Genomic DNA, 465 nt, shown 5'->3' with positions numbered 1-465 from the left:
ATCGAAATGCGCTCACCATCGATCAGGATGTCGCCCTCGTCGGGCTGCAATACACCGGCGATCATGTTCATCAGCGTCGACTTGCCGGCGCCGTTCTCGCCGCACAGCGCATGGATTTCGCCGCGCCGCAGCTCGAACCGCACGCCGCTCAGTGCCTTGACCGGGCCGAACGCCTTGGACAGGCCGCGGATTTCAAGAATGGGCGCCTGGGTCACGCCATGCTCCTGCGATGCTTGCGGGGGAGGAAGGAGGCCGAAGCCTCCTTCCCGGTTGGTCCGGCCTTGTGGAGGCCGGGGCGGCGATCGAGACTATTCCTCGATGCCCTTGGTGCCGCGACGCTTGAGGTACTTGTCCCAGTAGAAGTCGTCCGCATTGTCCTTGGAGACGATGGAGAAGCCATTGTCGACGAAGGGCACGCTCATCGGGTTGAAACCCGAACGCTTGGCGTCGTTCATCGGATCGATC

The 465-nt window shown here is 62.8% G+C and carries 1 protein-coding gene and 1 pseudogene; both read right to left on the bottom strand.

What is annotated here, in order from left to right; all coding sequences use genetic code 11:
* Nucleotides 1–215 (bottom strand): ATP-binding cassette domain-containing protein (locus EOD07_RS37080; protein WP_127238545.1); only part of this gene is annotated, 215 nt, incomplete at its 3' end.
* A gap of 93 nt (nt 216–308) precedes the next feature.
* Nucleotides 309–465: pseudogene (locus EOD07_RS37075) on the bottom strand (transporter); the annotation flags it as partial.

Source organism: Mesorhizobium sp. M2C.T.Ca.TU.002.02.1.1 (assembly GCF_003997225.1).
Note: the sequence above shows the minus strand (reverse complement) of the source record. Positions and strands in the feature narration are given on the sequence as shown.